We start from the raw sequence: 24,140 nt of genomic DNA, 5'->3' as shown, positions 1-24,140 counted from the left end.
TTTCAGAATCTGATACAATTAGAATGAATAAGTGAGCGTAAAATGAGAAAGGAAGTGTTTTTATGAATACTGATGAAACAATTACTATATACGACGTTGCGCGTGAAGCAGGTGTTTCGATGGCGACTGTGTCTCGTGTGGTAAATGGAAATAAAAATGTAAAAGAAAACACCCGAAAAAAAGTGCTTGAGGTCATTGATCGTTTGGATTACCGTCCAAATGCGGTTGCGCGTGGCTTGGCGAGTAAGAAAACCACTACTGTAGGAGTTGTCATCCCAAATATTGCTAATAGTTATTTTGCTACTTTAGCAAGGGGGATTGATGATATTGCAACCATGTACAAGTATAATATTGTTCTTGCATCTAGTGATGAAAATGACGATCACGAAGTTACCGTGATTAACTCTCTATTTGCCAAACAAGTAGACGGTATCATCTTCATGGGTTACCACTTGACGGAAAAAATTCGTGCAGAATTTTCCCGTACTCGTACGCCGATTGTCCTAGCAGGAACAGTGGACCTCGAACACCAATTACCGAGTGTTAACATCGACTATAAAGCTGCCGTTGAGGATTCTATAACACAGCTTGCCAAGAATAATGAAAAGGTTGCCTTTGTATCAGGGCCACTAATTGATGATATTAATGGCAAGCTCCGTCTAGCTGGTTATAAGGCTGGACTTGAAAAGAATAATTTGCGCTACAATGAAGGACTAGTCTTTGAAGCTAAATATAGCTATAAAGATGGCTTTGATCTAGCACAACGTGTCTTGAACTCTGGTGCCACTGCTGCCTATGTTGGAGAAGATGAATTGGCTGCAGGTCTCTTGAATGGCCTCTTTGCTGCAGGTAAATCAGTTCCAGAAGACTTCGAAATCATCACAAGCAATGACTCACCAATTACAAGCTATACACGTCCAAACCTTTCTAGTATTAATCATCCTCTCTATGATTTAGGGGCAGTTAGCATGCGTATGTTGACTAAAATCATGAATAAGGAAGAACTTGAAGAAAAAGATGTTATTCTTAATCACGGTATTACCTTACGTCAGTCAACAAAATAAAAAAGGAGTTGGGACATAAGTTTGTCTCAACTTCTCTTTTTTAGAAAAAGGGAGAACCAATGACTTTTGAGGATGCTTATTTTAAACAGAAGATCCTAAAACAGGATAGCCTAGAGCCTTTTGGTTTTACTACTACTGAGCAAGGTTACGAGTTCAGAAAAAAACTGATAGCTGATGAACTTGAAGCTCGATTGCTTATTGATTTAGAAGGTAAGTTGACGGGACAGGTTGTTGATATCGATCTTGATGAGCCTTATGATATCTTCAGGAGTCCTCAGGCCACTGGAACTTACGTTGGTCAAGTCAGAGAAGCTTATGGAGAACTTCTCTCACAGCTAGCTGATTCTTGTTATGAAAATCAATTGTTCTCATCTCCACAAGCTAATCGCCTAGCTCAGTTTTTAGTTCAAGAATTTTCAGACCAAGCAGACCATCCTTTCGAAAAGGAACCAAGCTATTTGTCCTTTAGGTTTGATGGTAAATGGTATGCCTTGTTTTTTCCTCTTAAGGGAGAAAAACTAGGGCTTGATGGAGAAAAGGCGGATTTAATTTATGATGTGGTTAACCTGAAGGTTAATCCAAAGCAAATGGATACGCTCTTGGAAATGGATGGGGTTTTTCCTAGCTACCATATGTCCAAGAAGACCTGGATTAGTCTTGTTTTAGACGAGACATTGTCGGACCAAACCATTATTGAACTTCTTAGTGACAGTCGCTCCCTAGTGGCCCCAAAACATCTTAGAAAGGATTTTGAGCCTCATTATTGGATTATCCCGGTAAATTTGAAATACTACGATATTGGAGAGGAGTTCTCCGCAAATGAGGAGATTCTTTGGACACAGAAAGCTAGTATGCAAAAGGGAGATTTGGTGGCTATCTATATTACGGCACCTACCAAGGCCATCCGTTACCTCTGTCAGGTTTTAGAAGCGAATATCCCTAATCAAGGTTATCGTGAAGAGGCGAGTATTAAGGAGTTGATGCGGATTAAACCCTTATACACCTTTAATGACACCGAATTTGACAGTGATAGACTAAAGAGTTTAGGTATCAAAACGGTTCGAGGTCCAAGACATATGACAGATGAGTTAGTTCAGTCCTTATCCCCTTACCTAAAAGAAAAATAGAAGGAGGACATCATGCGAATTTTGATTGCACCTGATTCCTTTAAGGAAAGTTTGTCTGCAAAAGAGGTCGCCTTAGCTCTTAAATTGGGCTTTGAAAAGGCCTTACCCGACACTGAGTTTGACCTCATGCCAATAGGTGATGGTGGCGAGGGCACCTTAGATGCTCTTGCTGAAAATCTAAATCTTGAGAAGAAAAGTATCGAGATTCCTCATGCCTATACAAGTGATGGAAGTGTTTCTTTTGCCAGCAATGGCCAGACTGCCGTTTTTGAAATGGCTGCGATTTGTGGTTTGGAACAGATTCCTAAGGATAAACGAAATCCTCTAGCTCTAACGACACAAGGCGTGGGTGAACTAATTGTTCATTTGGTTCAATCTGGCATCCGAGATTTTATCATAGGCGTAGGTGGGTCTGCTACCAATGATGGTGGTATTGGTATGGCATATGGATTGGGTTATCGTTTTTATGACTCTCAGGGACAGGAGCTTGAGCCAATAGGTGCTAATCTTGGTCTTATTAAAAAGGTATCCTCTGAAAATAAGATTGATTTGTCTGGTGTTACTATTCATCTGATTACTGACGTAGATAATCCCTTGTGTGGTCAAGATGGAGCGACCTATATTTTTGGTGGACAAAAAGGCCTAGCTCCTTCACAATTTAAAAAGGTTGACCAAGACATGACACAATTCTACGAAAACTTTGCTCCTGAGGTTTTAAAACTGGCTGGTTCAGGAGCCGGAGGAGGCATGGCAGCGGGTTTAGTAGGCTTTGCAGGCGCAGAAATTAAATCAGGGATTGACTTTGTACTTGATTGCGTTGATTTTGATCAACGTGCGAAGGGAGTTGATTTGGTCATAGTTGGTGAAGGACGTATGGATAGCCAGTCCTTGTCTGGTAAAGCACCAGTCGGGGTGGCTAGGCGGACACCATCAGCTATTCCCGTCATTGCTATCTGTGGTAGTTTGAAGGATGACTTGCCTGATTTTCCAGTAGCAGGTATCTCAGCTGCTTTCCCTATTATTGGACAAGTATTAGAGTTAGACCAAGTTTTAGCTACCGCTAAGGAGAATCTCTATCGCACAGGACTCAATATTGGGAATCTCATCAAGCTCAGTAAAACATTGTGATATAAGAAAAAGCTGACTCTGCGTCAGCTTTTATTTTCCAAATAGTTTAGCAAAAAATCCCTTTTTTTCAGTGACAGGTTCAGTTTCTTTAGGAGCAAGGATATCAGGATAGAGCTCTGAAAATAACACTTTATCAAGGTTCTCTGCTTGATTACTATGTACAATAAGACCGTATGGTGAATGGGCCTTGGCCTCGTCCACGATAGTAGCTGAAATGTTGAGTGCTTGAGCAGTTTTGATATAGGTAAATTGTATCTGGTCAGCTAATTTTGGCGATAGCTTGAGACTAAGATTTGGGTAAACGGCTTGCAAGTCTTTTAAAATCTGCGGAAAATGGTCAATTACAGTTTTCTTTTCAGCATTTTCCAATAGAACAGCTAGGACTACACGTTCCGCATAGGTTCCAAAATACTGACGAAGTTCATCGGGATTAAGGCGTTTTTCGCCATTAGCGCATTGGAGCACTTTGTTTTCAAGTGAAGTCATAGGAATCTCCTGTTAGTTTTCTACTTGTATTATACAATATTTTGAATTCCTTTTCATTTGAGTCGTTTTCTGAGATTTTCAAAAATAATTGAAAATATTAAAAAATAGAAAATCGCTAGAAAATTCTGGTTTTAATTTGCTTAAGCCTTGATATTATGGTAATATATAGGTGTAAAAAATTTTAACTCATAAGGAGAGTATTGTAATGTCAATTATTACTGATGTTTACGCACGCGAAGTCCTTGACTCACGCGGTAACCCAACACTTGAAGTAGAAGTTTACACTGAATCTGGTGCATTCGGTCGCGGTATGGTTCCTTCAGGAGCTTCAACTGGTGAACACGAAGCAGTAGAACTTCGTGATGGTGACAAAGCTCGTTACGGTGGTCTTGGTACTCAAAAAGCAGTTGATAACGTAAACAACGTTATTGCTGAACACATCATCGGATTCGACGTACGTGATCAACAAGGTATTGACCGCGCAATGATCGCTCTTGACGGTACTCCAAACAAAGGTAAACTTGGTGCCAACGCTATTCTTGGTGTGTCTATCGCTGTAGCACGCGCAGCTGCTGACTACCTTGAAGTTCCACTTTACAGCTACCTTGGCGGATTCAACACTAAAGTTCTTCCAACTCCAATGATGAACATCATCAACGGTGGTTCTCACTCAGACGCTCCAATCGCTTTCCAAGAATTCATGATTGTACCTGCTGGTGCACCAACATTCAAAGAAGCTCTTCGTTGGGGTGCTGAAATCTTCCACGCACTTAAGAAAATCCTTAAAGAACGTGGACTTGAAACAGCCGTAGGTGACGAAGGTGGTTTTGCACCTCGTTTCGACGGAACTGAAGATGGTGTTGAAACTATCATCAAAGCTATCGAAGCTGCTGGATATGTACCAGGTAAAGATGTATTTATCGGATTTGACTGTGCATCATCTGAATTCTACGATGCAGAACGTAAAGTTTACGACTACACTAAATTTGAAGGTGAAGGCGCTGCTGTTCGTACTGCTGCAGAACAAATCGACTACCTTGAAGAATTGGTTAACAAATACCCAATCATCACTATCGAAGATGGTATGGACGAAAACGACTGGGACGGTTGGAAAGCTCTTACTGAACGTCTTGGTGGTAAAGTTCAATTGGTTGGTGACGACTTCTTCGTAACTAACACAGCTTACCTTGAAAAAGGTATTGCAGAACACGCTGCTAACTCAATCCTTATCAAAGTTAACCAAATCGGTACTTTGACTGAAACTTTCGACGCTATCGAAATGGCGAAAGAAGCTGGATACACAGCAGTAGTATCACACCGTTCAGGTGAAACTGAAGATTCAACAATCGCTGATATCGCAGTTGCAACTAACGCTGGTCAAATCAAGACAGGTTCATTGTCACGTACTGACCGTATCGCTAAATACAACCAATTGCTTCGTATCGAAGACCAACTTGGTGAAGTTGCAGAATACCGTGGTTTGAAATCATTCTACAACTTGAAAAAATAATTCTATAGTCATATAGAATAAAAAGAGGTTCCTTAGGAATCTCTTTTTTGTGTTCTAAAGAATCTTAGATTGTGTTATGCATTGTCTCTAAATAGAAACTCTAAACATAAAAAGTCCCCTCAATCAATAGGATTGAGGGGACTTCGTCTTAGAATAGACCTTTAATCTTGTCTAAAGCTCCACTAACCATTTCGTTGCCTGAAACAAGAGATTTGGCTTGGTCGAAGTACTCGCCCAAATCATCTTTATTTTCATCGACAAACTTTTTAGCAGCTTCGAAATCTTTCTTTTCGATCATTTCTTTTACTTGGTTAAATAATTCCATTGGATTCATATCGGTTCTCCTTTATAAGTTTTCTTACAAATCCTATTTAATCACGCTTATAGCAAACTAGCAAGAAATATGTTTGAGGCGATTGCTATGAGGATTATGATTTTCCAGTTAAGTAGGATTGATAATTGTTTAATCTTAAAAGGCAGTCCTAACAGGACTGCCTTTTAAGGCTTATTGTTGTTCCGTTGAAGAGCTACTTGGCTCTGATTCACTTGAACTTGAGTTCGATTCAGATTCTGTAGGATGTAGTTCCTTGTAAGATGGGGTCTTGAATAGATCAGCTGTTGATTTATTGCCTTTTTGTTTGTAGAGGCTGGTTGATTTATCTTTCAGCTTTTTATTGATTTCTTTTAGTTGATCCATCTGTTTAGTGTAGGATATCTTGCTAGAATCAACAGGCTTCAAACCGTTTGGCGTATAGAAACGAAGAAGGTCACCTGTTTGAACAGCGTCACTCATCGAAAGCTGAGTTGCTACTGCCTTACGAATGGCTTCGTTATCCTTTTTAGTTGTCTCGTCAGGGTTGGTAATTTCTTCCCCTGTTTGAGTGTTATAAAGTCGACCAGAGTAGCTGGAGTATTGAGGAGTAACATATTGACCTGAGGTTCTAAATGCGACGGTTTGCTTATTATCAGGAGATAGGAGGTCTTGTCCCATCTGGATATAAGAGCTAGTGTCAACGCCAAGAACGTGAAGGAGAGTTGGAAGGGCATCAACCTCACCACCAAAGGTATTAGAGATACCGCCACCAGTATATCCTGGAATATGAATCATGTAAGGAACACGTTGAAGCATGGCTTTATCATAGTTTGACCAAGTTTCAGGGTTCTTACCGAGAAGTTCAGCAAGATTGCTGCTTCGTGTATCAGAGATACCATAGTGGTCACCGTACATGACAATAATAGAGTTGTCGTAAAGACCGGTTTCCTTAAGGTAATCAAAGAAGTCTTTGATTGCTGAGTCAAGATAGTTAGCTGTTGCAAAATATCCGTTGACTGTTTCGTCTTTTGTTTCGGCAAGTGGGAAACCTTGTTCCTTTTCATCGCCTGAGAGAGAAGTATATGGGTAGTGGTTAGATACTGTAAGGTATTTAACGTAGAAAGGTTGTTGCATTTGTTCCAGATACTTGATGGAATCTGGGAACATGTACTTGTCATTTAGACCATACTGGAAGGAGTTTTCATCAGTTTTTTCAGTGAAGGCTGATGAGTCAAAGAAGTAGTTATAACCCCATTGTTTATAGGTATTATTACGATTCCAGAAGGATCCAGTGTTTCCATGGAAAACAGCTGACGTATAGTCACCTGTTTGAGCTAGGATAGATGGTGCAGCATAGGCTGTATTGGTACCCCCATAGTTTACCATGTATGACCCTGTACTTAGTCCAAAGAGAGATGTTTCCATCAAGGTTTCAGCATCAGAAGTTTTCCCTGATTTAACTTGGTGGAAGAAGTTTGAAAAGGCTAGAGTTTCATTTGAGTGATAAATGGAATTGATGAATGGTGTAACCTCATAGTCTTGACCGTCTACTTTGAGCTTGTAATCAATGAGGAACTGTTGGAAGCTTTCCAAGTGAATAACGATGACGTTTCTTCCTTTAGCAATTCCGTAATACTTAGGATCAGGTGCTGCGTAATGCTCTTTAACGTAAGCTTCAACCTTTTTCATATCCTCAGCTGTTGCAGATGAACGAGCCTGTGAGGCCTGATAAGTTAAGTTACCAGAATAGGCTGTGAAGAAGGGAAGCCCCATAGCACGAACAATATAGTTATTTGAGAAACCACGCGTCAACAACTCGCCACGGTTAACTTCCGCTAAGAAGAGGTTAACTGAGAGTAGGAGTGTTGATAGTGCAGTAACTGCGAAACTAGCTCGTTTATTAAATGGCTTGCTGTCCAATTTAAGCTTTTTCCTGAAACCAGCATAGATGAAGAAAGGAACATCAATCAGGTAGAAAAGATAGCTTGGCTCAAGAAGGTTCTTGGCTGAGTCTCCTAGTCCTGCTGCCGAACTAGAACTTGCTAGGATGGTATTTACAGTGATGAAGTCTGTAAACTCTCCAAAGTAAATCACATTAGCAATAAGTAAGAGGTTAAGGATGACATAGATAGCAATGGTAATGCTATAAAAGAAACGTCGTTTCTTGAAGTATAGTCCTAAACCCAGAAGCATTAATCCTAGTGGAATAGGGTTAATCAGCGAAAGCATAACCTGATATCTGCTTTCCAACTCAAGATTAATGTTGACGTAATAAGCGAATATGGTTTTTAGCCAGTAAAAGAAGAGTAACAAGAGGATAAATCCAAGTCTTGATGAAACTCCTTTCCAAAAGGCTTCAGTAATTTTTTTCAAAGTAATACTTCCTTTGATTCTATATTATCTTAATCATTATACCAAATAAGATAATGACTCTCAAAAATTTACTGCCATTGAGTGTGATATTCCTTGACATATAATTGATAAAATCTAGTCACGAAACAGAAATAATAGCATTTTTTTGGTATAATAGTAACATGAGTATATTGACGGTAAGTCCCTTTGCGGAGAAAAAAATCAAACAAGGAAAACAGCTTCTTTTAGCCGAAGATTTTCCAAATATAACTGAAAATAATCAGTTGGTTTATCTATATAGCCAATCCAAAGATTTTTTAGGAACGGGCTATTTGTCAAGTCAAAATAAGGGGATAGGATGGTTTCTGTCCCCTAAAAAACAACAATTGACAGTGACTTATTTTCAAGGACTTTTTGAAAGGGCTAAGGCCAAACGTCAATCCTATTATGATAATGAGTTGACGACAGCTTTTCGTCTTTTCAACCAAGATGGTGACGATTTTGGTGGTCTCACAATTGATTTATATGGGGATTATGCCCTCTTTTCATGGTACAATGCCTTTGTTTATTCCTTGAAGGATGTTATTGTAGAGGCTTTCCAAGCGGTCTTTCCTGAGGTTTTGGGAGGCTATGAGAAAATCCGTTTCAAGGGTCTTGATTTCGAATCAGACCATCTTTTTGGGCAAAAGGCGCCTGATACCTTCACCATTTTAGAAAATGGGGTAACATATGAAGTTTTCCTCAATGATGGGCTAATGACGGGGATTTTCCTTGATCAGCATGAAGTGCGTGATGGTCTAGTTAATGGCCTAGCTTTGGGTAAATCAGTTCTGAATATGTTCTCCTATACGGCAGCTTTTTCAGTTGCTGCGGCTATGGGGGGAGCGGTTGAAACGACATCAGTTGATTTGGCTAAGCGTTCACGTGAATTATCGACGGCTCATTTTGAAGCTAATGGTTTCAGTATGGAAAATCATCGCTTGGTCGTGATGGATGTCTTCGATTATTTCAAATATGCAAAGAAAAAAGGCTTATCTTATGACCTTATCGTCATTGATCCGCCAAGCTTTGCTCGAAATAAGAAACGCACTTTCTCAGCAAATAAGGATTACCACAAGTTAATTGCACAAAGTCTTGATATTTTATCAGAGCATGGGACAATCATCGCAAGTACCAATGCTGCTAATATGACAGTGCAACAGTTTAAGAAACAACTACGTAAGGGCTTGGGAGATGTTTCAGCGGACTTCGTTAACTTGCAACAATTACCAGCGGATTTTACCGTCAATCCTAATGATCCAACATCAAATTATTTGAAAGTATACACAATAAAGGTAAATAAATGAAAATTGTAGTTCCGATTATGCCAACTAGTTTAGAGGAGGCACAAGCGCTTGAACTGTCTCGTTTTGAGGGGGCAGACATTATTGAATGGCGTGCAGATTTTTTAGATAAGGATAGTATCTTAACGGTTGCTCCGGCTATTTTCGAGAAATTCGCAGGCTTTGAGATTATCTTTACCATCCGTACAATGCGTGAGGGTGGTAGGCTTGAGTTAACGGATGCGGAATATGTCGCACTGATTAAGGATGTAGCTGCGATTTATTCGCCAGATTATATTGATTTTGAGTATTTCACACGTAAGGCTGTCTTTGATCAAATGCTCGAATTTTCAAACTTGGTTTTGTCTTATCATAACTTTGAGGAGACACCTGAAAACCTCATGGAACTTTTGTCTGAGATGGCAAACTTGACACCACGAGTGGTTAAGGTGGCAGTTATGCCTAAGAATGAGCAGGACGTTCTCGACCTTATGAACTTTACACGTGGCTTTAAGGCCTTTAATCCTGAGCAGGAGTTTGTGACCATGTCAATGGGTAAACTAGGTCGTTTGTCACGTTTTGCGGGCGACTTGATAGGGTCATCATGGACCTTTGCCAGTCTTGATAATGCCAGTGCTCCAGGACAATTTAGTTTAGCAGACATGCGCAGAATCAGGGAGGTTTTGGATGCAGATTGATGGACACACACGCCTAGCAGCTGTTGTCGCCAATCCAATCAAGCATTCGATTTCGCCATTCATTCATAATTCGGCCTTTGAGAAGACACAAGTTAATGGTGTTTATGTGGCCTGGGAGATTCTGGAATCAGACCTAGCCGAGACAGTTGAAAATATTAGACGTTACGACATGTTCGGTATCAATTTGTCCATGCCATATAAGGAAGCAGTCATTCCTTTTTTGGATGAGATTAGTCCTGCAGCTCAACTGATTGGTGCTGTCAATACAGTTGTTAATCGTGATGGGCGTTTGATTGGTCATAATACGGACGGTTTTGGCTTTTTTGCTAGTCTAAAGAACTTTAGCCCTAAAGATGCCCATCTGATGATTTTGGGTGCTGGTGGTGCGGCTAAAGCTATTGTGACGCAGGCAGTTCTTGATGGTGCCAAAAAAGTAAGTGTCTATGTTCGCCCTCAGTCATTGGATAAGGCAAAAGAGAGCTTTAAGTCCTTACTTGAACAGACAACTTGTCACTTGGAGTTTCATGCTTTAAATGATCTTGAGTATTTTCAAGAGGAACTAGGTCAGGCTCATTTATTGGTGAATGCGACGAGTGTAGGTATGGATGGCGCATCCTTGCCTATTCCTACAGATACAAAATTTCCTAAGGGACTCTTGGTTGCTGATATCATTTATCAACCTTTTGAAACACCTTTCTTGGCCTTGGCCAGGAAACAGGGAATCGAGGCTGTGAACGGCCTTGGTATGTTGCTTCATCAAGCAGCAGGTGCCTTTAAATTGTGGACAGGCAAGGACATGCCAACAGACGCCATTTGGCAGGAATTAGAAAATATTTACAATAGCTAGGAGGGGACGACGATGAAACTAGAGGTAAATTTAACACATAACCCTTATGACATTATTATTGAAAAAGGAGCTCTTAAGACTGTCGGTCAATGGGTGAAGTCACTTTGGGAACCACAAAAGATTGCCCTTATTACGGACAATCATGTGGGAGCTCTATATGCAGAAAAAGTTAAGCTTAGCCTAGAGCACGAAGGTTTTGAGGTTGTCGTTTTTGATTTTCTAGAAGGTGAAGCGAGTAAAAATCTTAAGACTGTTAACAAGGCTTATGAGTTTTTGATTAAGAATGGCATGACTCGTAGTGATGGTATTGTTGCTCTTGGTGGCGGTGTTGTTGGTGACTTGGCAGGCTTTGTCGCTTCAACTTATATGCGTGGCATTCACTTCGTTCAGGTTCCAACTAGTCTCACTGCCCAAGTGGATTCGTCTATTGGTGGTAAGACCGGTGTGAACACACCATTTGCTAAAAATATCGTGGGAACTTTCGCTCAGCCTGATGGGGTTTTGATTGACCCTAATGTCCTTGAGACACTTGGTAAACGTGAATTAATCGAAGGTATGGGTGAGGTTGTCAAATACGGATTGATTGACGATCCTGAACTTTGGCACCTCCTTGAAAGCATCGATGGTTCGGTTCACAGTATCCTAGAAAACTCAGAAACCATTATTTACCGTTCATGTAACGTTAAGCGTAAAATTGTGGTTGAAGATGAGTTTGAAGGTGGTGTCCGTATGTACCTAAACTTTGGTCATACGATTGGGCATGCCGTTGAACAAACAGCTGGTTACGGTAAAGTCATGCACGGTGAAGCGGTAGCTATCGGAATGGTTCAGATTTCACGAGTTGCTGAGGAAAAAGGTCTAATGCCTCAAGGAATCACACGTCAAATTGCTGAGATGTGTGTTAAATTTGGTTTGCCAGTGGACTATGAGCCATGGCGTGTTGAAGAGCTCTATACAGCCCTAACACATGACAAGAAAGCTCGTGGTAATAGCATTAAGACAGTTATCGTTCCAGAGATTGGTAAGGCAGCTATCAATCAGATTCCTTTAGTCGAAATGAAAGAGTACTTGGAGAAATAAATGAGATATTTAACAGCAGGTGAGTCTCACGGCCCACGTTTAACAGCGATTATCGAAGGTGTTCCAGCTGGTCTTCCCTTGACGGCTGAAGATATCAATGCTGATTTGAAACGCCGCCAAGGTGGTTATGGTCGTGGTGGCCGTATGAAAATTGAGTCTGATAAGGTTGAAATCACTTCTGGTGTTCGTCATGGGAAAACAACAGGGGCTCCAATCACCCTTCATGTTATCAATAAGGACCATCAAAAATGGTTGGACATCATGGCTGTGGAAGACATTGAAGACCGTTTGAAAACCAAACGTAAAATCACTCACCCACGTCCAGGACATGCTGACTTGGTTGGTGGAATGAAATACCGTTTCGATGATTTGCGTAATTCCTTGGAGCGTTCTAGTGCACGTGAAACAACTATGCGTGTGGCAGTAGGTGCTGTCGCTAAACGTATCTTGGCTGAGCTCGATATTGAAATTGCTAACCATGTTGTTGTCTTTGGTGGTAAGGAAATTGATGTGCCTGAGAATTTGACGGTGGCTCAAATCAAGGAATTGGCTCAACAATCAGAAATTTCAGTCGTTAACCAAGAACGTGAACAAGAAATTAAAGATTACATTGACCAAATCAAAAAAGAAGGGGACACAATCGGTGGTGTCGTTGAAACTGTCGTTGGTGGTGTTCCTGTTGGTCTTGGTTCTTATGTGCAATGGGATACAAAACTTGATGCTAAGATTGCTCAAGCAGTTGTATCCATCAATGCCTTCAAGGGTGTGGAATTTGGTCTTGGTTTCAAAGATGGCTACCTCAAGGGCTCCCAAGTGATGGACGAGATTCTCTGGAATGAAGAGGATGGTTATACACGTCGCACTAACAATCTTGGTGGTTTCGAAGGTGGTATGACCAATGGACAACCGATTGTGGTGCGTGGGGTTATGAAACCCATACCAACCCTTTACAAGCCTTTGATGTCAGTAGATATCGAAACACACGAACCTTACAAGGCAACAGTTGAGCGTTCAGATCCAACGGCCTTGCCGGCAGCAGGTGTTGTTATGGAATCCGTAGTTGCTACAGTCGTAGCTAATGAAATCTTGGACAAATTCTCTTCCGATAACATGGAAGAATTGAAAGAAGCGGTAGCACGTCATCGTGACTATGTGAAAAACTTTTAAGCAGCATCAGACAATAGATGGGAGTAGTAATGAGTAAGAAAACAATTTATATCGCAGGATTGGGCTTAATTGGTGGTTCCTTGGCTTTAGGGATTAAAAGAGACCACCCTGATTATGAGATTCTTGGATATAATCGCTCTGACTATTCTCGAAATATTGCGCTTGAGCGTGGTATCGTTGACCGTGCAACCAGTGATTTCAAAGAGTTTGCCCCACTTGCTGATGTGATTATCCTTGCAGTGCCAATTAAGCAAACTGTGGCCTACTTGCACGAATTGGCTGACTTGGATCTCAAAGATAATGTCATCATCACAGATGCAGGGTCTACTAAGTTGGATATCGTTGAGGCAGCTGAACGTTACCTAACAGGTAAAAATGTTCAGTTTGTAGGTTCCCACCCTATGGCTGGTTCCCATAAATCAGGGGCTATTGCAGCCGACGTGACGCTTTTTGAAAATGCCTATTATATTTTCACACCGACAAGTCTGACAAGAGAGACAACTATCCCAGAGCTTAAGGACATCTTGTCTGGGCTTAAGTCACGTTTTGTGGAGATTGATGCGGCTGAACACGACCGTGTAACCAGTCAAATCAGTCATTTTCCACACCTGTTGGCATCAGGTCTGATGGAGCAGGCGGCTGATTATGCTCAGGCTCACGAGATGACTAATCACTTTGCGGCTGGGGGATTCCGAGATATGACCCGTATTGCTGAGAGTGAACCGGGTATGTGGGCTTCCATTCTCATGACTAATGGGCCTGCTGTTTTGGATCGTATTGAAGATTTCAAAAAACGTTTGGACCATGTGGCTGACTTGATTAAGGCTGAGGATGAGAATGCCATTTGGGAGTTCTTTGATAACGGTCGTAAGAAGCGTAAAGAGATGGAAATTCACAAAAAGGGTGGCGTGGAAAGTGCCTTCGATATTTTCGTGGATGTGCCTGACCGTGAGGACGTTATCCTTAGCATTATGGAATTGTTACGAGGAACGTCTTTGGTTAATCTTCGTATTAATGAAGAAAATCGTGAGGATATCCATGGTATCCTTCAAATTACTTTTAAAAATGAAAAAGATCGTACACATGCTAAGACTGTTATTGAAGCCAATACAGACTATCATGTGGTGATCGCCTAGGAGAATAAAATGACAAATATTTATGATTTAGCAAATGAGTTGGAACGTGGTATTCGTGCCCTTCCTGAGTACAAAACTTTGGTAGAGAAAAAAGAAGCTATTGCAGCTGATGCTGAGGCTAGTGCTCTTTTCAAAGAGTTCACTGATTTCCAAGAGGATTTCTATGCTAAAATGCAAGCTGGTACAATGCCAACAGCAGAAGAACAAGCAGCTGTTCAAGAATTGGGGCAAAAAGTGGAAGCTAATGCCCTTTTGAAAGAATACTTGGCTGCACAACAAGGCTTGTCTGTTTATTTGAATGATATTGAACGTATCATCTTCAAACCTTTGCAAGAATTGAATAGCTAATCAGAGAGGGTGTGTCAGTTGACAGGCCTTTTTCTGCATTCAAAAGAGATTGTCTAAGAATGAAGATCAAATATTAAGGAGGAAAATGATGGCTCGTAAAATTGGAATTATTGGTATGGGAAATGTTGGAGCTGCGGTAGCTCATGGAGCTATTGCTCAAGGTTTGGCTGATAGTTATGTCTTTATAGATATCAATGAGAAAAAGGCTGAGGCGGATGCCCAGGATTTTAAAGATGCTATGGCTAATCTGCCTAGCTATGCCAACATCGTGGTTAATGATTATGCAGCACTTGAAGATGCTGATGTGATTATTTCATCCCTTGGAAATATTCAGTTACAGCATAATGCCGGTGAGGACCGTTTTGCTGAATTTCCATTTACCCGAGAAGCTGTTTATCAGGTTGCTCAGGAACTCAAAAAATTGGATTTTAAAGGCATACTCTTGGTTATCTCAAACCCTGTAGATGCCGTATCAGCCCTCTATCAAGAGTTCACAGGTTGGCCAAGAGAACGTGTGATTGGGACAGGGACTCTACTCGATACAGCTAGAATGAAGGCAGCGGTAGGAGATGATTTATCAGTCAATCCAAAATCAGTATCCGGCTACAATCTTGGCGAACATGGGAATTCCCAATTTACAGCCTGGAGTCAAGTCAAGGTCAAAGGTCAAGATATTACAGCATTGACCAGTGAAGAAGAGCGTCAAAATCTTTTTATGGCTTCTATGAAGGGTGGCCACAAGGTCTTTTATGGTAAAGGCTATACTTCATACGGCATTGCCAGTTCTGCTCTTCGTTTGGTAGCCATTATCCTTTCAGATGCTCAAGAAGAAGTGGCGGTATCTAGCTATCAAGCAGCCTATCAGACCTACCTTGGCTATCCAGTCATCCTAGGGCGTCATGGGGTGGCTGCTCCAGTTCGCTTGTCTTTGTCGGCTGAGGAAAATCGTCTTTTGGAGGAGTCTGCTAACTTGATTCGGAACCGTGTTCAAGAAGCAGTTGCCTTTCTGAAAGAAAAGTATGGCAATACTAGAGAGTGAATATTTTGACAATTCAGTCTATGGTTGGGCTTTCGATTATGGTATAATGAGAGTAACTATAAAATTTTCAGGAGTAACCTATGAAACTAGAAACCAAGGCCCAAGGTCTTCATGGCAGCTTGCGTATCCCTGGTGACAAGTCAATCAGTCACCGTTCGATTATGTTCGGAAGTCTTGCCAAAGGTGTGACAACTGTTCGTGATATTTTACGAGGTGAGGATGTCCTCTCAACTATGCAGGTCTTCCGTGATTTGGGTGTGACTATCGAGGATGATGGTGATGTGGTTCGCATTCACGGTGTTGGTTTTGATGGTCTCAAGGCTCCTCAAAACAAATTGGATATGGGTAACTCTGGGACATCTATTCGCTTGATTTCAGGTGTGCTTGCAGGTCAGGATTTTTATGTGGAAATGTTTGGAGATGATTCCCTTTCAAAACGTCCGATGGACCGTGTGACCATTCCATTGCGTCAGATGGGTGTAGAGGTTTCAGGTCAAACAGACCGTGATTTGCCACCATTGAAAATGCACGGTAGCAAGTCCCTTAAGCCTATTCATTACCAATTGCCAGTTGCCTCTGCTCAGGTAAAATCTGCCCTTATTTTTGCAGCGCTTCAAGCTGATGGTGAATCTGTCATCATTGAAAAGGAAAAAACACGTAATCATACAGAGGATATGATTCAGCAGTTTGGTGGTCAGCTTCAAGTAGATGGCAAGGAAATTCGTATTTCTGGTGGCCAAAGCTTTACTGCTCAAGAAGTCGTGGTTCCAGGTGACATTTCTTCAGCGGCCTTTTGGTTGGTAGCGGGACTCGTGGTGCCTAACTCTAAGATTGTCTTGGAAAATGTCGGCATCAATGAGACGCGTACGGGTATCATTGATGTGATCAAAGATATGGGTGGTAAAATTACCCTTTCAGATATTGACCAAGTTGCCAAATCTGCGACCATTACGGTTGAAACTTCAGAACTTAAAGGAACTGAAATTGGTGGCGATATCATTCCACGTTTGATTGATGAACTTCCGATTATCACACTCTTGGCGACACAAGCCCAAGGTAAGACAGTGATTCGTGATGCTGAAGAACTCAAGGTCAAAGAAACCGACCGTATTCAGGTGGTGGCAGATGCCTTGAATGCTATGGGTGCTGATATTGTACCAACTGAGGATGGTATGATTATCACTGGTAAGACCGCTCTTCATGGAGCAGAGGTCAATACCTTTGGTGACCACCGTATTGGTATGATGACAGCTATTGCTGCTCTCTTGGTTCAAGATGGTGAGGTTGACTTGCAACGTGCAGAAGCTATCAATACAAGTTACCCAAGCTTCTTTAGTGACTTGGAAGGATTGCTCAATGGCTAAGGTTTTATTGGGCTTTATGGGAGTTGGTAAGAGTTCCGTCGCCCCATACCTGGATGGTCGTTTCGTGGATATGGATCAGGTCATCGAGGAGAAAATCGGCATGTCCATTGCTGATTTTTTTGCAAAAGAAGGTGAAGCAGCCTTTCGTCAGATTGAGTCTGAGACTTTGGAGGAACTCCTTCAAGAGGGAGATGACGTCATCATCTCTACTGGAGGTGGTGTCGTTGTGACGGAGCGCAATCGTCAGCTCTTGGCGAAAAATCGTAAGCATAACGTTTGGCTCCATGCTTCTTTCGATGTGGTCTATGATCGCATTAAGAAGGATACCAAGAATCAGCGCCCACTCTTTCTCAATCATTCCAAAGAGGATTTTAAGGCTATTTATGACGGTCGAATGGCACTCTATCAAGATTTAGCAGATTTGGTTGTCTCAGTTGATAACCGAACGCCAGAAGAAGTAGCAAGGTTTATCAAATGTATGTAGGTTATTTGGGCCCTAGTGGGTCGTTTACGCATAATGCAGCCTTAAAGGCTTTTCCTAAGGCAGAATTGGTTTCTCTAGGTACCATTACCGAGGTTATCAAGTCTTATGAAGAGGGACGTGTGGATTATGCGGTCATTCCGGTGGAAAATTCCATTGAGGGCTCTGTTCATGAGAGTTTAGACTATCTCTTCCATCAGGCCGATATTCGTGCTGTGGCAGAGATTGTTCAGCCCATCAAGCAGCAGTTGATGGCGACGAAACATCATGAGAAAATTGAGAAAATCTTCTCACACCCACAGGCTATTGCCCAAGGGAAAAAGTATATTAAACAGCATTTTCCACATGCCAAGATTGAGACAACAGCAAGTACAGCCTTTGCGGCGCGTTTTGTCGCTGATAATCCAGATCAGCCATATGCGGCTATCGCTCCGCATGCAGCTGCTAAGGAATACGGTCTTCAAATCTTGGCTAAGGATATTCAGGAGATTGAAAAAAATTATACCCGCTTTTGGGTGTTGGGGAACACCGTTCCTGAGATTCCGCTCAATCAGATTGATTGCAAATTAACGCTGGCCTTGACCCTGCCTGACAATATGCCAGGGGCACTTTACAAGGCCTTATCAACCTTTGCCTGGCGAGGCATTGACTTGACCAAGATAGAAAGTCGTCCTTTGAAGACGGTACTTGGCGAGTATTTCTTTATTATTGATTGTGATTATACAAAGGAAAAGTTGGCTCAGTTCGCTCTTGAAGAGCTGACTGCAGTTGGAATTGGATATAAAATCTTGGGTGCTTACCAAGTCTATGAAATTTAAAGGGAAATCTTATGACCAAATCTAACAATGGACCGTTTACGCATCATGAACGGTTACGTTACAGCTATCTTTTAAAAAATCTTGCTCACCTGAATGGACAGCAGGCCTCAGAATTCAATTATCTTCAAGGAAAGTTGGATGCCTATGAAGCTGAGCGACGGTATCAAGCGCAAATAGAGGACTATCAAGCAGCATGGCGCCAGCCTTATGACAATCGTTCTGACTACTATCAAGAACGTGATTATGAGTCTGTCAATCAGCTAACTGAGGAAGGTTTGCCCGTCTATCGGGAGGAAGTCGCTCAAAGTAAACCTAAACCTAAACGTAAAAAGGTTCGAAGGCAAGCAACTCCTTCAGCAACGTCGGCTCCAAGGTCCAAGTCGCAAGTAGCCAAGAAGAAGCGACCAAAGAAAAAGAGAAGGCTCAAGAAAGTTGTCAAGCTAGTACTTAGTTGCTTAAGCCTTGGAGTTGTGTTCCTAGTGATAGCCATGGCCTATCAATTTTACAAGGGAACAGATCTTTCTGCTGCGGGTAATAATGGTAAATCCTACCAGCCTGCCATAGTTGAGACTTTTAATGGCAAGGATACCAAGGATGGGGTCAATATCCTTATTCTTGGTTCTGACCAACGCGTTAGCCAAGAATCTACCGATGCCAGAACAGACTCTATTATGGTGGTCAATGTGGGCAATAAAGAAGGTAAGGTTAAGATGGTTAGCTTTATGCGAGACACCTTGGTCAATATCAAGGGGGCTTCAGAAACCGACTATTCTCAGGACTTGAAACTCAATACGGCCTTCAATATTGGTGAGCAAAATAATCATCAAGGGGCAGAGCTCATGCGTGAGACGCTCAAACGCAACTTTGATATTGATATCAAGTACTATGCCATGGTTGACTTTGAAACCTTTGCGACAGGGGTTGATACCCTCTTCCCAAATGGTGTAGAAATCAATGCCAAGTTTGCGACCATCGATGGTAAAAAAGTATCTTCGGTTCAAGTTCCAGATGATTTGAAGATGGACAAGAACGGTCACGTGCCAAATCAAACCATAAAAGTTGGTAAGCAAGATATGGATGGCCGCACCCTTCTGAATTATGCCCGTTTCCGTAAGGATGACGAGGGAGATTATGGCCGTACCAAGCGCCAGCAACAAGTGATGCAGGCTGTCATGAAGCAGCTTAAGAATCCACTTAGCCTCTTCAAAGGGCCTGAGGCTTTGGGGAAGGTTTACTCTCTAACCTCAACCAATATGAGCATGACGGACATGTTGGATTTGGGACTTTCAAATGCTGGTAGTTTCAAAAAAGGGATTAATTCGCAAACCATTCCTTCGGATGGTGATTGGATTGATAGCTATGATTTGTATGGCGGTCAAGGGATTGAAATTGATTTTGACACTTATCAGGCAAAATTAAAAGAACTAGGATTTAGATAAGAAAAGAAGCAGGTTCACACTGAACCTGCTTCTTTTTTGGTGTTAAGAGTTTGTATAAGCGCCATGTATAAGAAGTTTTAGAAAATGATAGAGCAAATAGGTCATGATAACAAGAATAATGACGAACTCTACCTTATAAATCAATTGGGTAGCTGGATTGACTAAACCCAGACTGGTGGTAGCTGCTTTAAAAGCATTGGTACTATTGACTAATGGGAAACTAAAGGCAGCAAAAAGTGGTATAAAGCCTTTTCTAACCAGTTTTACAAAGAGATTAAGAGCATAGAAAAAGAATGCTTGTGAGAATAAAAGTAGGGCAAGTAAAATGATAGTTGCAGGTCTTTGATTACTCTTGATTGAGCTGGTAATGAGAAGGGCCAGAGGTGCTGCTAAAATGGCAAGTATAGGCCGATATAGGTGAGGTATGGCTATCTGTCTCATTCTCCATAAAACAAGCGGAAAGAGGGCTAGAGTCGCAAATCCCGTTACTCCCAGAATAAGTCCCTTGATGCTAGTTGGAACACTAGCCGGTACTGTCACAAGACTGATAGCAGGGCCAACATAGACCACGAACCAGCTTGGATAGACTTGATTCAAAGAAAATGGGCGTAAAAAACGCAGACTGAAAAAAATAATATAGGCAATATAAAGTCCAAGGAGTCCAAGCCAAGTCACACTCAATCCTGTTTGAGCTAGTGGGAGGCGGCTGACAAATAGAAAGGCAGCCATAAAGAAACTAGCAAAGGCCGAAGCAACGACTGGGTTTCGCAAATCTTCTCTTATTTGTTCAAATCCAAGAATCAAGCGTCCCAGTATAAGTATAAAACCTATACTGGCTAAACACCAAATACCCTGAGCAATCAGGGTATAGTGGCTTATTTGATTGGATAAACTAAAGAGGGCAAGAACTAGACTAGATAGGGCCAAGGGAATTTTCTTAAAAAATACCATCATTGGTCCACCGGCCTTTCTAGCTAGCTGCAAGAATGTGACGAAGCTGCACCGCACTCGGAGATACAATTGGAAGGAAGACGCCTTCATTCCAACGACGGATAAAGCTTGACTCTGATTCTTTCAAATAGCCACGACCACCACTAGCCTGAAGTTCGAGGAGTAGGCTGTTGGCTACGACATCGACAATATCGATACGCAATTGGAAAAGTTCACGTGGTTTGTCAATGAAATAATCGGCATCATTAAGACCGGCAAAGAGTTGGTCTTGGATAGCAAGAAGATTTCCACGTGTAGCTTCAAATTCTTCACGAAGAACGCTACGGTTACTGTTTAGACTAGCTTCAACCTCATCAAGAGAACGTTTGGCCAAACCAAAGGCGAGACCAAATTGGAAACCAAGGAAGTTCGGACGTGTTTTGGCAATATAGTCCGTACCTTCTTTTGAAAGGATCCAATTAGGATCTAACTTAACGTGATCGAAAGTAAGAGAGGCAGTGTTAGCACCTTGAAGGGAAACGAATTCCAAATCTTCAGAACGGCTGAGTCCCTCAGCTTCAGATGGAATAGTGATAATCCAAGGTTGGCTACCGTCTTTAAAGTCAGCAGCAAAGAGAGCAGCGAATTTATCAGAACGTAGGTTAGTCACCCAAGGCAAACGACCATCAAGATAGTAGTCATCACCTTCTTGACTGATGGTAACATTCAATTCTTCAATATCTGACAAGAATTTGACCGCATTTGACAAGCCAGTTCCACCAGCACGCTCACCGGTATACAATTCTTTCAACCATGTTTCACGAGGATAAGCATTGTCGCTAGCTAGGATATACTCGATGAAAGTACGGTGTCCCCAAGAAATAAAGGAAGCTGTCAAAGAGTGTTGTGCCAATTCATCAAGCACATCAACAACTTGAGTAGGACCACCACCTAGGCCATCAAACTCAGCAGGTACGCCGATTTTAAAGACGTCGTTTTCAGCAATTTTTTCAAGAAGTTGGTCCGCAATGGGTCCAGACTCTTGGTCAATATGGTCAGCGTTGGTGTCCAACCAAGTAAGGAATTCTTTTGAAAAATGTGACATAGGCTTAGGTCCTCCTCTAGTTTATCCTTTGGTTTTGAATTAAGCGAATTCTTGAAGTTCAGGGTTAATCGGTGTTTGTGCGAGATTGTTAGCGTAGTTACACAAGCTAGCAAGGCTGACACCCAAGATAACGTCAAGGGCATTTTGAGCAGTGTAACCAGCTTCCAAGAAGTCATTGTAGGCTTCATCACCAACAGCACCTTTGGTATTGATCACGGCAATAGTGAATTTAGCAAGGGTATCAAGTTTTGGATCGTCTTCGATTGGTGTACGGTTACGAAGGGCTTCCAAGAGTTGTGGTGTCATTTGGATTTGCTTGATTGAAAAAGCTGTGTGACCTGCCACACAGAAAGCACATCCGTTAGTAACAGCAGCTGTAATTTGAACAACCTCACGTTCAGTTGGTGTCAATGAATTGCGACGGTTGATTTCACCGACAGTACGGTAAGTTTCAAGCGCAGTTGGCGCATTAGCAAGGAGACCAATCAAATTTGGAATGAATCCCCCATTGGCATCTTTGACTGTTTGAAGGACGTCTTTGACTTCTTCTGGTGCAGTTTCGATTGTATGAATGGTAATATCTGGCATGATTATTCTCCTTTAGATAGAAACGACATCTAGCCAAGTTGCTGAGTCGTTTAATTTTTTGTCATGGACCTATGATAGCACTGTATGACTTTTCTGAAAAATCTATATTATTTATGGCCAGCCATAAATTTAATTTATATGTGCTATAATGGAGGGTAGTAAAAGGCTTTAGAAGATATGTTTAAGCCCTATAAAGAGTAAAGAAAGTTGAATTATGTTAAATAAAAACGATATTGTAGAAGTTGAAATTGTCGATTTGACACATGAAGGAGCAGGCGTTGCCAAGGTGGATGGCTTTGTCTTTTTCGTGGATAATGCCCTCCCAGGTGAAGTCATCAAGATGCGCGTGCTTAAGCTCAAGAAAAATATCGGCTTTGGAAAGGTTGAGGAGTATGTGACCCTTTCACCAAACCGCAATCAGGACATTGATGCAACCTATCTCCGTTCAGGGATTGCTGATTTTGGACATATGACCTACGAGGAGCAGCTCAAGTTCAAGCGTAAACAAGTTGTGGACAACCTCTATAAGACAGCAGGCATCTCAGACGTAGAGGTCACTGAAACATTGGGGATGGAGACGCCTTACGCCTACCGTAACAAGGCTCAGGTACCTGTTCGCCGTGTTAAAGGTCAGCTTGAAACAGGTTTCTACCGCAAGAATTCGCACGACTTGATTCCAATTGAAGATTTCCTTATCCAAGACAAGGAAATTGATAAACTCATTGTCTTTGTCCGTGACCTTCTCCGTCGCTATGACCTCAAACCATACGACGAGAAGGAGCAGACAGGTTTGATTCGTCACTTGGTGGTTCGTCGTGGCCATTATTCAGGTCAGATGATGTTGGTCTTTGTAACGACCAGACCAAAAGTCTTCCGTATTGACCAAGTCATTGCTAAAATTACAGAAGCTTTCCCAAGTGTCGTTTCTATCATCCAAAACATCAACGATAAGAACACTAACGCCATCTTTGGTAAGGAGTTCCGAACTCTTTATGGTCAAGACACCATCACAGACAGTATGTTGGGTAATGACTATGAGATTTCTGCCCAGTCTTTCTATCAGGTTAACACCGAGATGGCTGAAAAACTCTACCAAACAGCCATTGACTTCTCAGACCTAAACAGCGATAGCATTGTTATTGATGCCTACTCAGGAATCGGGACAATCGGTTTGTCATTTGCAAAACAGGTCAAGGAAGTCTACGGCGTTGAAGTCATCGAAACAGCCGTCGAAGATGCCAAGAAAAATGCAGAACGCAACGGCATTACTAACGCCCACTATGTGGCTGACTCAGCTGAAAATGCCATGGCCAAGTGGAGTAAGAATGGCATCAAACCAGACGTCATCATTGTGGATCCACCACGTAAGGGCTTGACTGAAAGCTTCATCAAAGCCAGCGTCGCCATGCAACCTGAGAAGATTACTTATGTCTCATGTAACCCAGCAACCATGGCGCGTGATATCAAACTCTACCAAGAATTGGGATATGAATTGAAGAAAGTACAACCGGTTGATTTATTTCCGCAAACGCACCACGTGGAGTGTGTAGCTTTGCTCGTAAAAGCCTAGAACCTTTGAACGAAAGGGATAATGAAAAGCCTTGATTGCAAGGCTTTTTGCTTTATGGTGGGGAAGTATTAGAGTAAGTAATTTTTGGAGTGAGTGGAAGTGATAGTTAGGAATTCTCAAATTCTATTTCCATTTACACTGTGGGTACGTTTTTATTTCCATTGACAAGGAGTTTGAGGGAATAGAAACGTACCCACCTATATGAAAAAATCACGAAAGGTTTGATCT

General features: G+C 41.8%; 23 protein-coding genes. 17 read left to right on the top strand and 6 right to left on the bottom strand.

All coding sequences use genetic code 11. The features are described from left to right. The first annotated feature begins 62 nt into the window (after positions 1-62). From ccpA to H7T98_RS01590, 3 genes are read left to right on the top strand one after another with little or no spacing between them, the layout of a single operon-like run. Positions 63-1,064, top strand: a complete 1,002-nt coding sequence (gene ccpA, locus H7T98_RS01600; RefSeq protein ID WP_002886078.1) for a catabolite control protein A — start codon at positions 63-65, stop codon at positions 1,062-1,064. A 59-nt stretch (positions 1,065-1,123) separates the two neighbouring features. Continuing rightward, positions 1,124-2,191 carry an MmcQ/YjbR family DNA-binding protein gene (locus H7T98_RS01595; RefSeq protein ID WP_049546185.1) on the top strand — a complete coding sequence of 356 codons (1,068 nt, stop codon included), beginning with the start codon at positions 1,124-1,126 and terminating at the stop codon, positions 2,189-2,191. 12 nt (positions 2,192-2,203) lie between these two features. Next, positions 2,204-3,319 carry a glycerate kinase gene (locus H7T98_RS01590; RefSeq protein WP_049546186.1) on the top strand — a complete coding sequence of 372 codons (1,116 nt, stop codon included), beginning with the start codon at positions 2,204-2,206 and terminating at the stop codon, positions 3,317-3,319. Positions 3,320-3,349: 30 nt separating this feature from the next. On the opposite strand, the gene H7T98_RS01585 is transcribed toward H7T98_RS01590, so the two are convergent. Next, positions 3,350-3,805 (bottom strand): YueI family protein, encoded by a 456-nt coding sequence (locus H7T98_RS01585; RefSeq protein WP_201061078.1) that lies wholly within the window; start codon positions 3,803-3,805, stop codon positions 3,350-3,352. A 205-nt stretch (positions 3,806-4,010) separates the two neighbouring features. Between H7T98_RS01585 and eno the strand changes: the two genes are divergently transcribed. Continuing rightward, on the top strand, positions 4,011-5,315 hold the full coding sequence (gene eno, locus H7T98_RS01580; protein ID WP_002886048.1) for a surface-displayed alpha-enolase: 1,305 nt from the start codon (positions 4,011-4,013) through the stop codon (positions 5,313-5,315). 148 nt (positions 5,316-5,463) lie between these two features. On the opposite strand, the gene H7T98_RS01575 is transcribed toward eno, so the two are convergent. After that, the gene (locus H7T98_RS01575; protein WP_002886071.1) at positions 5,464-5,649 is read right to left on the bottom strand and encodes a hypothetical protein; all 186 of its coding nucleotides are present in this window, start codon (positions 5,647-5,649) and stop codon (positions 5,464-5,466) included. A 171-nt stretch (positions 5,650-5,820) separates the two neighbouring features. Further along, positions 5,821-8,001: an LTA synthase family protein gene (locus H7T98_RS01570; RefSeq protein WP_201061076.1), complete on the bottom strand. Its 2,181-nt coding sequence runs from the start codon at positions 7,999-8,001 to the stop codon at positions 5,821-5,823. Positions 8,002-8,162: 161 nt separating this feature from the next. Between H7T98_RS01570 and H7T98_RS01565 the strand changes: the two genes are divergently transcribed. From H7T98_RS01565 to H7T98_RS01510, 12 genes are all read left to right on the top strand, one after another. After that, positions 8,163-9,326 (top strand): class I SAM-dependent rRNA methyltransferase, encoded by a 1,164-nt coding sequence (locus H7T98_RS01565; protein WP_201061075.1) that lies wholly within the window; start codon positions 8,163-8,165, stop codon positions 9,324-9,326. Further along, positions 9,323-10,000 (top strand): type I 3-dehydroquinate dehydratase, encoded by a 678-nt coding sequence (gene aroD, locus H7T98_RS01560; protein WP_201061073.1) that lies wholly within the window; start codon positions 9,323-9,325, stop codon positions 9,998-10,000. Before H7T98_RS01565 ends, aroD begins: the two co-directional genes overlap by 4 nt. Beyond that, positions 9,990-10,847: a shikimate dehydrogenase gene (locus tag H7T98_RS01555; RefSeq protein ID WP_201061070.1), complete on the top strand. Its 858-nt coding sequence runs from the start codon at positions 9,990-9,992 to the stop codon at positions 10,845-10,847. Before aroD ends, H7T98_RS01555 begins: the two co-directional genes overlap by 11 nt. A 12-nt stretch (positions 10,848-10,859) precedes the next feature. Beyond that, a complete protein-coding gene (gene aroB, locus H7T98_RS01550; protein ID WP_201061068.1) occupies positions 10,860-11,927 on the top strand; it encodes a 3-dehydroquinate synthase in 1,068 nt (355 codons plus the stop codon). Further along, on the top strand, positions 11,928-13,094 hold the full coding sequence (gene aroC, locus H7T98_RS01545) for a chorismate synthase (protein WP_070439237.1): 1,167 nt from the start codon (positions 11,928-11,930) through the stop codon (positions 13,092-13,094). It abuts the gene before it with no gap. Positions 13,095-13,123: 29 nt separating this feature from the next. Then, positions 13,124-14,230, top strand: a complete 1,107-nt coding sequence (locus H7T98_RS01540; RefSeq protein WP_003094644.1) for a prephenate dehydrogenase — start codon at positions 13,124-13,126, stop codon at positions 14,228-14,230. A 9-nt stretch (positions 14,231-14,239) separates the two neighbouring features. Beyond that, the gene (locus H7T98_RS01535) at positions 14,240-14,578 is read left to right on the top strand and encodes a YlbF/YmcA family competence regulator (RefSeq protein ID WP_002890462.1); all 339 of its coding nucleotides are present in this window, start codon (positions 14,240-14,242) and stop codon (positions 14,576-14,578) included. Between the two features lie 88 nt (positions 14,579-14,666). Further along, positions 14,667-15,617, top strand: coding sequence for an L-lactate dehydrogenase (locus H7T98_RS01530; protein WP_201061066.1), 951 nt, complete (start codon positions 14,667-14,669; stop codon positions 15,615-15,617). 80 nt (positions 15,618-15,697) lie between these two features. Further along, the gene (gene aroA / locus H7T98_RS01525; protein WP_201061064.1) at positions 15,698-16,981 is read left to right on the top strand and encodes a 3-phosphoshikimate 1-carboxyvinyltransferase; all 1,284 of its coding nucleotides are present in this window, start codon (positions 15,698-15,700) and stop codon (positions 16,979-16,981) included. Then, positions 16,974-17,465, top strand: coding sequence for a shikimate kinase (locus H7T98_RS01520; RefSeq protein WP_201061062.1), 492 nt, complete (start codon positions 16,974-16,976; stop codon positions 17,463-17,465). Before aroA ends, H7T98_RS01520 begins: the two co-directional genes overlap by 8 nt. Next, positions 17,456-18,280 (top strand): prephenate dehydratase, encoded by an 825-nt coding sequence (pheA, locus tag H7T98_RS01515; RefSeq protein ID WP_037603971.1) that lies wholly within the window; start codon positions 17,456-17,458, stop codon positions 18,278-18,280. Before H7T98_RS01520 ends, pheA begins: the two co-directional genes overlap by 10 nt. 11 nt (positions 18,281-18,291) lie before the next feature. After that, entirely contained in the window at positions 18,292-19,719 is a 1,428-nt protein-coding gene (locus H7T98_RS01510) for an LCP family protein (RefSeq protein ID WP_195187358.1), read from the top strand. A 42-nt stretch (positions 19,720-19,761) separates the two neighbouring features. On the opposite strand, the gene H7T98_RS01505 is transcribed toward H7T98_RS01510, so the two are convergent. From H7T98_RS01505 to H7T98_RS01495, 3 genes are read right to left on the bottom strand one after another with little or no spacing between them, the layout of a single operon-like run. After that, a complete protein-coding gene (locus tag H7T98_RS01505) occupies positions 19,762-20,673 on the bottom strand; it encodes an ethanolamine utilization protein EutJ (RefSeq protein WP_229036624.1) in 912 nt (303 codons plus the stop codon). 16 nt (positions 20,674-20,689) lie between these two features. Further along, positions 20,690-21,754, bottom strand: a complete 1,065-nt coding sequence (locus tag H7T98_RS01500; RefSeq protein WP_049553546.1) for an acyl-CoA dehydrogenase family protein — start codon at positions 21,752-21,754, stop codon at positions 20,690-20,692. 39 nt (positions 21,755-21,793) lie between these two features. Continuing rightward, positions 21,794-22,342, bottom strand: coding sequence for a carboxymuconolactone decarboxylase family protein (locus H7T98_RS01495; protein ID WP_002888987.1), 549 nt, complete (start codon positions 22,340-22,342; stop codon positions 21,794-21,796). A 214-nt stretch (positions 22,343-22,556) separates the two neighbouring features. Here H7T98_RS01495 and rlmD point away from each other — a divergent pair, with 214 nt between their 5' ends. Continuing rightward, positions 22,557-23,912, top strand: coding sequence for a 23S rRNA (uracil(1939)-C(5))-methyltransferase RlmD (rlmD, locus tag H7T98_RS01490; RefSeq protein WP_155198120.1), 1,356 nt, complete (start codon positions 22,557-22,559; stop codon positions 23,910-23,912). Positions 23,913-24,140 lie beyond the last annotated feature (228 nt).

The sequence above is a fragment of the Streptococcus sp. 23.2 genome (assembly GCF_016648665.1).
In the GTDB taxonomy this organism is placed as follows: Bacteria; Bacillota; Bacilli; order Lactobacillales; family Streptococcaceae; genus Streptococcus; species Streptococcus salivarius_E.
The sequence above is the reverse complement of the archived record's forward strand: the minus strand, read 5'-3'. Positions and strand labels throughout refer to the sequence as shown.

Excerpts from the sequence above, each read along its gene's own strand:
- ccpA (WP_002886078.1), top strand. The coding sequence starts at position 63 with ATGAATACTGATGAAACAATTACTATATACGACGTTGCGCGTGAAGCA.
- H7T98_RS01595 (WP_049546185.1), top strand. The coding sequence starts at position 1,124 with ATGACTTTTGAGGATGCTTATTTTAAACAGAAGATCCTAAAACAGGAT.
- H7T98_RS01590 (WP_049546186.1), top strand. The coding sequence starts at position 2,204 with ATGCGAATTTTGATTGCACCTGATTCCTTTAAGGAAAGTTTGTCTGCA.
- H7T98_RS01585 (WP_201061078.1), bottom strand. The coding sequence starts at position 3,805 with ATGACTTCACTTGAAAACAAAGTGCTCCAATGCGCTAATGGCGAAAAA.
- eno (WP_002886048.1), top strand. The coding sequence starts at position 4,011 with ATGTCAATTATTACTGATGTTTACGCACGCGAAGTCCTTGACTCACGC.
- H7T98_RS01575 (WP_002886071.1), bottom strand. The coding sequence starts at position 5,649 with ATGAATCCAATGGAATTATTTAACCAAGTAAAAGAAATGATCGAAAAG.
- H7T98_RS01565 (WP_201061075.1), top strand. The coding sequence starts at position 8,163 with ATGAGTATATTGACGGTAAGTCCCTTTGCGGAGAAAAAAATCAAACAA.
- aroD (WP_201061073.1), top strand. The coding sequence starts at position 9,323 with ATGAAAATTGTAGTTCCGATTATGCCAACTAGTTTAGAGGAGGCACAA.
- H7T98_RS01555 (WP_201061070.1), top strand. The coding sequence starts at position 9,990 with ATGCAGATTGATGGACACACACGCCTAGCAGCTGTTGTCGCCAATCCA.
- aroB (WP_201061068.1), top strand. The coding sequence starts at position 10,860 with ATGAAACTAGAGGTAAATTTAACACATAACCCTTATGACATTATTATT.
- aroC (WP_070439237.1), top strand. The coding sequence starts at position 11,928 with ATGAGATATTTAACAGCAGGTGAGTCTCACGGCCCACGTTTAACAGCG.
- H7T98_RS01540 (WP_003094644.1), top strand. The coding sequence starts at position 13,124 with ATGAGTAAGAAAACAATTTATATCGCAGGATTGGGCTTAATTGGTGGT.
- H7T98_RS01535 (WP_002890462.1), top strand. The coding sequence starts at position 14,240 with ATGACAAATATTTATGATTTAGCAAATGAGTTGGAACGTGGTATTCGT.
- H7T98_RS01530 (WP_201061066.1), top strand. The coding sequence starts at position 14,667 with ATGGCTCGTAAAATTGGAATTATTGGTATGGGAAATGTTGGAGCTGCG.
- aroA (WP_201061064.1), top strand. The coding sequence starts at position 15,698 with ATGAAACTAGAAACCAAGGCCCAAGGTCTTCATGGCAGCTTGCGTATC.
- H7T98_RS01520 (WP_201061062.1), top strand. The coding sequence starts at position 16,974 with ATGGCTAAGGTTTTATTGGGCTTTATGGGAGTTGGTAAGAGTTCCGTC.
- pheA (WP_037603971.1), top strand. The coding sequence starts at position 17,456 with ATGTATGTAGGTTATTTGGGCCCTAGTGGGTCGTTTACGCATAATGCA.
- H7T98_RS01510 (WP_195187358.1), top strand. The coding sequence starts at position 18,292 with ATGACCAAATCTAACAATGGACCGTTTACGCATCATGAACGGTTACGT.
- H7T98_RS01505 (WP_229036624.1), bottom strand. The coding sequence starts at position 20,673 with ATGATGGTATTTTTTAAGAAAATTCCCTTGGCCCTATCTAGTCTAGTT.
- H7T98_RS01500 (WP_049553546.1), bottom strand. The coding sequence starts at position 21,754 with ATGTCACATTTTTCAAAAGAATTCCTTACTTGGTTGGACACCAACGCT.
- H7T98_RS01495 (WP_002888987.1), bottom strand. The coding sequence starts at position 22,342 with ATGCCAGATATTACCATTCATACAATCGAAACTGCACCAGAAGAAGTC.
- rlmD (WP_155198120.1), top strand. The coding sequence starts at position 22,557 with ATGTTAAATAAAAACGATATTGTAGAAGTTGAAATTGTCGATTTGACA.